This is a genomic window from Vibrio sp. 10N.261.52.C11, from assembly GCF_041471405.1.
Taxonomy (GTDB): domain Bacteria; phylum Pseudomonadota; class Gammaproteobacteria; order Enterobacterales; family Vibrionaceae; genus Vibrio; species Vibrio crassostreae_C.
Map to the genome: position 1 here is coordinate 23,206 of NZ_JBFROI010000084.1, position 6,000 is coordinate 29,205.

The window sequence follows — 6,000 nt, forward strand, 5'->3', positions numbered from 1 at the left end:
CTTCATCTAGATGATTTAGGCTTATAGAGATTAAGCAGACTCAGTCGATAACACTTTACCATCCACTTTAGTTGGCCATCCTAGCGCTTTATACTCAGCTGCTAGTAAATGGGCACAGCCGCTAGAAATTCTGGTCAGAACCAGCTTTAGCTAAGTAACCTTGAACAAGCTCTCGATATTGCTGCTTCAATGGCGCTTCAATAAAGCTCGCGTCTATCGCATTCAAACTAAACTGCGCTAACTCCTGATGCGTCATCTCATGAGCTTGGCTCACCGCATTAAAGTTATCCGACATGTAACCACCAAAATAAGCAGGGTCATCCGAGTTAATCGTTACAGTCACACCCTTTCTGAGCAGTTCGACAATGTTGTGATCTTCCATCACATCGAATACACGCAATTTAATATTCGACAGTGGGCACACCGTCAGTGGCATTTTGGTTTCAATCAGCTCTTCGATTAGAGCTTCGTCTGTCATGCACTGGACACCATGATCCACTCGACTCACGCTGAGCATTTCAATCGCATCGACAATGTTTTGAGCCGGCCCTTCTTCTCCTGCATGCGCCACCGTCAAGAAGCCCGCTTGTTTTGCTTGTTGGAATACACGCTTGAACTTCTCTGGTGGGTGTCCTAATTCAGAAGAGTCCAGTCCAACCCCGACGATCTTATCTTGATGCTTCAATACCTCTGCGAACGTTTGAATGGCGCTCTCTTCAGATAAATGGCGCAGAAAACATGCGATGATTTGAGAGGTAATGCCCAACTCTTTATGACCCTGTTCAAGCGCACGATGAATGCCGTTAATAGCGGTGTCGAATGCAATGCCACGATCGGTATGTGTCTGAGGATCAAAGAAAATCTCAGTATGGATAACATTGTCGGCTTTACAGCGTTCTAGATAAGCCCATGTTAAGTCGTAGAAATCCTGTTCTGTGCGCAGTGCATCAGCACCTTGATAATAGATATCCAGAAATGACTGTAAATCATCAAATTCGTATGCGCGTCTTAGTTGCTCTGGGGATGAATAAGGCAGCTCAATGCCATTGCGTTGAGCAAGCTGGAAAAGTAACTCAGGTTCGAGCGAACCTTCAATGTGTAAATGCAACTCTACTTTTGGGAGCCCTTGAATAAATGCGTTCATATTTCACCTACTATGGATTTTAGGTGTGCACTTACTCTGAATAATAGACAGGAGGTTTTCTTGAACGCCATTACAAAGAGTAAGAACACAATTGTGATCTAAACCCTTCGTAATCAGCACTTTGCGGGAGCTGGTAGAGACCCCCAAACCATATCATTGGGGTTATACGAAGCAAACGGTTGCTACTATACAGAGTTTAATGGGAATTTCACTAATCAATTGCTCATTAACCGATTTCTAAAGCAGGAACCTGTTTGGTTGTTCGATCTCAACGGTAATCTGGTCGTATTCTCGACATCAGCAACATATCGATGTACTTACCCGCTTTGAACGTACTGAGTCTTTTTGTGCCTTCTAACTGAAAGCCTACACGTTCATACAAAGCAATAGCGGCGTGGTTATCGGCATGAACCTCTAACTCAAGACGCACGAGATTAAGCCAGTTATCCGCCTGATTGATCGCTTCTTGCATTAACGCCTTACCGACCCCTTTACCATGCATATCTGGGTGAATAGCAATACCAAGACCAGCGCAGTGCCTGTCTCTTACCTTGGTGGTCATGAATAAAGTAATGTGACCCACTACTTTGCCGGAGACTTCCGCAACCAGAGTGAAATGGTCTGAATGACCAAACAGTCGCTCCACTTGTTCAGAACTAAGATAAGGCTTTTGTGAGGTGTTTTCTGAAACTGAAGGGCGGCGATAAATATCGAAAATATCTTGGCTATCCGTTGCTTCTAAATGTCTAATTTGTATTTCCAAAGCGCTTCCTTATCCTATTATTTCTATCCATAAGCTAATTTTCATATTACGGATAGCAACGGGAACCTACAACCTTTAAAGGTGTAAGTGCCCGAAATAATTAAACAAATAGTAAGACTGAACTTAAACTTCTGCTTTGATGAGTATTTTTAAAATAGTGTGAATATCAGAATTTATAATCCACACCCACACTCGCTAATACTTGCTCGGAGTTATAGAAATCGATATTAGAATCTATGCTTCTTAAACCCAGTAAAGTAATGAACGCCCAATCTTTATAGCCCATCAAACCACCAAACTCATAAGCTAAGAATGCACCGAATTCATTCTCTTCACGTACTTGCCCGTAAATTGGATTCGACTCATCATATTCACGATCACTTGCATCTAGGGTGACAACAAAACCATGACGACCGATTCTCTTCGCGTAGTTTAATTCAATACCATAACTATCGAAGCTGAGTGCTCCTCCTTCTGCGTCTGAGTGGAAATACACCATTGAAGGAACAAATAGACCTGCGTGGTTTGGTAAGATAAAGCGGTATCCTGCTTTGGCGTACACATAGGTTCTTTCCCTATCCAGCAGCACAGCATCTTCCGGAGATAAGCCTTGGCTACCAGATAGCTCTTCATCAACATCAGATTGCCCAAATGCGAGATCCGTTCGAAAACCAGTTCCACCGATATTAGTGAGCTGCAGTCGTCCTACATTACCTTTGACATCCGTTTCATTTCGATTAACGCCAACAGCATACGGATCCGTCCAAGCCTTGCCCGAGATAAGCGTAGGAAGAACAGAAAAATCCAATATGGTGCCACCAGAAAGTTGATATCGATAACCGATCTCAAACGCAATGGTACCTGTTGCAATATCCTCTCGTGTCGTACCCGCATACACTTGGTGAGTCAGCGATTCGCCAAAAGTATATTGAACAGTACCCAAAAAGCCGAGTAGCCCTTGGTTTTCACTCTCCCCTTCCTGGGTGTTGGTGGCTTGATTCGAATCTTGTTCAGTACTCAAATTACTACTACCAGAGTAGAAACCGGCCAATACACTGAAGTTACCGCTGAAGCCTTCACTTGGAGCAAGGCCACTGTATGCAGGCATTGAAGCCAATGCAGAAAAGACTACTGGTAAAACAAACCTCATATTCACATCCATTACTTGAATAATCACCAAATAACTATAAGCATCAAATAACTATAAGCATCAAAATGGAATTGTAACAAGCATTTAACAATATAAATTTATTCGCTTGACGCTGTCGATATCGCTAACCATTCACTCAAAGACACAACAAATTGATCTATCACGATTGGGCTTTCGTAATACCTCTCGAAAATAACGGACAAAACTCAAAGGAAGACAATATGTTTAATAAATTAATCAAAACCATGTCAGTGCTAGTTGCGACGCTTTTTTTTACGGCTTTTGCTCACGCTGATCACCACGGAATGAAGAAAGATATCGTTGACGTGGCGGCTGAAAACGGCTCTTTCAACACCTTGGTAGCAGCGGTAAAAGCGGCAGGCTTAGTTGAAACATTGAAAGGTGACGGTCCCTTCACAGTGTTTGCGCCAACGGATGAAGCGTTCGCTGCGCTACCAGAAGGAACGGTTGATATGCTGTTGAAGCCAGAAAACAAAGACAAGCTGATTGCAGTACTGACCTATCATGTGGTGCCAGGGAAAATAATGGCGTCTGAAGTGATGAAACTTGATAGTGCCGTAACAGTGCAAGGCGAAGCGGTAATGGTAGGAATTGATCACGGCAACGTGATGGTCAACAAAGCGCAGGTCGTGATGGCAGATGTTGAAGCAAGCAATGGTGTTATCCATGTGATTGATGCTGTATTACTGCCTAAATAATAAAGATGAACACAAATCAAAGCTTCTTAGAGGGTGTGACAGGTTCACACCCTTTTGACGTTTAAATACCAAGTTAAGATCGGTATCAAACTAGCCAAGCCTGCCTTGATATAAGCAAGAACCCGGATTACATAAACAAGCGCCCGAATATCAGAAAGGCCGCCATCGATACCACCTTCGTGAAGACCACCACCCAGATGCAGTCACCAATACTAGAGTGCGTCGCTTTCCCGAGTAAGAACACAAACAGAATCAACCCTAACACCCAGCCTACTGTTGGAATCAATGACACTAGAGCAACGATAACAGCAATAGTAAGAAGGGATTTAAAATCTGCGACCACGAAAGACATTTTAGAGGCGATGTACATACAACATGCGGTGATTAATGCGTCCATCACAAACACTAAAGCTTCAATTCCCACGTTACTTCCTTCACTCAAATTAGTTGCAGTGAATATTATCGCTAAAGTGATGATTTTTCTTGAATAAGAGAACAAAAAGCAGGTGAAAACTGTGTCAAAAATGAGATTACCGTTCGTCTGAAGGCATAGGTTTATTTGTTCGAGTCTTCTAAGCCTTTGACCAGTGCTCGCGACCGAGTCTGATTTGCTTTTTGATAGGCATCAAAGCCATCTTCGCGTTTACCTCCGAACAAACAAAGAAACGAGTTGATGACAAATGAAAAGAATGAGATGACGACAACAAAGAGAGGAAATAGCCCCGACACCCCAGCATCTAAGGCAAGAACGCCAACAGCGAAGGACAACATCGACACCAATGTATATAGTTTAGATCTACTCACATGACTCATGAACAACACTCCTTGTATTCATTCAATGTTTAGATTAGACAAATTATCTTGCACACAATTTGAACTCATCGACAATATCAATAGATCAGGAAAAGTTATCCTTAAAAAGGTTTTTTAATATTTCAAACTCGGTTTCTGTATCCCTAAGAACACGAGTCCGCCTATTCAGCTGCCTTGTCCATCTTCAACTACCTTTTCCATCACGTAATTGGTCAGCTTTACACCACGCATTTCGACTTCCTGTTCATTCACCACCTTAAAACCAAGATGCTCATAGAAAGGCCTTGCGGTAATACTTACTTCAGAGAAATATCTCGATATACCACGAACTCGACCCACAGTGAAAACATGTTCCATCAACGCTTTCCCTACCCCCTTCCCTTGATATTCGTGGTGACAGAAAAAGTGATCAATCAAGCCACTTGGTTGCAGGTCAGTATAGCCAACTACGCAACCATCGAGTTCAGCCACAAAGGGTTGTAACCCATTCATACGCTTTTGCCATAACGCAAAGTCAAAGCTACTGGGTGCCCAAGCTTCGACTTGCTGTTGAGAATAATCTCGAACATTCACGTTACGTACCGTATGAAAGAAGATCTCCCACAGTGCTTTGTCATCATTCGCTTGATAGTTTCGAATTCTAATCACAACATACTCCTTTTTGTCTTAAGTCCTTTCTGAGGTGAAAATAAACAGCTGAATCAGCAAGCTTTATAACCTAACAGCCTCAGCTTTAGAGCAAGATATCAACGATAAAACACAGCGAGCCAGATCGTCACCGCATCTTTATCCGTCCTCAGCACCTTGTGTTTTTCACCTGCGGAAATATTGAGATAATCCCCTTTAGACAAGGTAACAATGCGACCATCTTCAAACTCGATGACGCCTTGCCCATCGATCACCATTACCCATTCATTCTCATCTTGATCATACCAACCCTCGTCTGGTGAACTGTGACCATATGAGAGTATTCTCTCGATTCGAATGTTGTCGTTGGCAATCAGGTCATTGAATATTTCATTGGGTATTGATGAAGGAACATCATTGTAAATGTTTGGCATCAAGCTCTCCTAGCTAGCATTGAATTGATTAACAACTTGGGCCTTAGCTGTACTGTAAACCTAAGCAGCGGCACTCTTTTTGAAGTAAAAACGGTAATAGCCCACCAAGTTACTGCAGATAAACAGCGCCTCCATAACAACCGCTGTTGGCGAACCAACTAAATAATTGTGAACCAACCAAAAGCTGGTTCCGATGATCATCAATTCTCTTAATCGACGGTCATCTTTATTGAAGGCTGCAAAGGTCTGAAATACGGAGGCAAAGCAACTCAATATGCTGGTCAGCCCTGAGTAAGTCACTGCGGTTGCGACCACCGACATCGAAGAAAACAAATATTTAAACTTAGACG

The 6,000-nt window shown here is 42.7% G+C and carries 9 protein-coding genes and 1 riboswitch; of the genes, 1 reads left to right on the forward strand and 8 read right to left on the reverse strand.

The features are described 5' to 3' along the window. Positions 1-121: 121 nt before the first annotated feature. From AB4323_RS22900 to AB4323_RS22910, 3 genes are all read right to left on the reverse strand, one after another. Positions 122-1,144, reverse strand: coding sequence for an adenosine deaminase (locus tag AB4323_RS22900; protein ID WP_017060015.1), 1,023 nt, complete (start codon positions 1,142-1,144; stop codon positions 122-124). A gap of 90 nt (positions 1,145-1,234) precedes the next feature. Then, positions 1,235-1,334: riboswitch (purine riboswitch) on the reverse strand. 78 nt (positions 1,335-1,412) lie between these two features. After that, a complete protein-coding gene (locus AB4323_RS22905) occupies positions 1,413-1,907 on the reverse strand; it encodes a GNAT family N-acetyltransferase (RefSeq protein ID WP_017060016.1) in 495 nt (164 codons plus the stop codon). Positions 1,908-2,073: 166 nt separating this feature from the next. Next, on the reverse strand, positions 2,074-3,057 hold the full coding sequence (locus tag AB4323_RS22910; RefSeq protein ID WP_372153429.1) for a DUF2860 family protein: 984 nt from the start codon (positions 3,055-3,057) through the stop codon (positions 2,074-2,076). A gap of 221 nt (positions 3,058-3,278) precedes the next feature. Between AB4323_RS22910 and AB4323_RS22915 the strand changes: the two genes are divergently transcribed. Beyond that, positions 3,279-3,776, forward strand: a complete 498-nt coding sequence (locus AB4323_RS22915; protein WP_372116528.1) for a fasciclin domain-containing protein — start codon at positions 3,279-3,281, stop codon at positions 3,774-3,776. 127 nt (positions 3,777-3,903) lie between these two features. Here the strand turns inward: AB4323_RS22915 and AB4323_RS22920 are convergent, their stop codons facing one another. The 5 genes from AB4323_RS22920 to AB4323_RS22940 all read right to left on the reverse strand — a co-directional run. Next, positions 3,904-4,200 carry a hypothetical protein gene (locus tag AB4323_RS22920; protein ID WP_017060019.1) on the reverse strand — a complete coding sequence of 99 codons (297 nt, stop codon included), beginning with the start codon at positions 4,198-4,200 and terminating at the stop codon, positions 3,904-3,906. Positions 4,201-4,331: 131 nt separating this feature from the next. Further along, entirely contained in the window at positions 4,332-4,589 is a 258-nt protein-coding gene (locus tag AB4323_RS22925) for a hypothetical protein (protein WP_017060020.1), read from the reverse strand. A gap of 165 nt (positions 4,590-4,754) precedes the next feature. Beyond that, the gene (locus AB4323_RS22930) at positions 4,755-5,237 is read right to left on the reverse strand and encodes a GNAT family N-acetyltransferase (protein ID WP_372153431.1); all 483 of its coding nucleotides are present in this window, start codon (positions 5,235-5,237) and stop codon (positions 4,755-4,757) included. A gap of 98 nt (positions 5,238-5,335) precedes the next feature. Further along, positions 5,336-5,650 (reverse strand): cupin domain-containing protein, encoded by a 315-nt coding sequence (locus AB4323_RS22935; RefSeq protein ID WP_065584628.1) that lies wholly within the window; start codon positions 5,648-5,650, stop codon positions 5,336-5,338. A 60-nt stretch (positions 5,651-5,710) separates the two neighbouring features. Then, the coding region (locus AB4323_RS22940) for a YgjV family protein (RefSeq protein ID WP_372153433.1) at positions 5,711-6,000 on the reverse strand (290 nt) is incomplete at its 5' end.

Excerpts from the sequence above, each read along its gene's own strand:
- AB4323_RS22935 (WP_065584628.1), bottom strand. The coding sequence starts at position 5,650 with ATGCCAAACATTTACAATGATGTTCCTTCATCAATACCCAATGAAATA.
- AB4323_RS22910 (WP_372153429.1), bottom strand. The coding sequence starts at position 3,057 with ATGAGGTTTGTTTTACCAGTAGTCTTTTCTGCATTGGCTTCAATGCCT.
- AB4323_RS22925 (WP_017060020.1), bottom strand. The coding sequence starts at position 4,589 with ATGAGTCATGTGAGTAGATCTAAACTATATACATTGGTGTCGATGTTG.
- AB4323_RS22915 (WP_372116528.1), top strand. The coding sequence starts at position 3,279 with ATGTTTAATAAATTAATCAAAACCATGTCAGTGCTAGTTGCGACGCTT.
- AB4323_RS22900 (WP_017060015.1), bottom strand. The coding sequence starts at position 1,144 with ATGAACGCATTTATTCAAGGGCTCCCAAAAGTAGAGTTGCATTTACAC.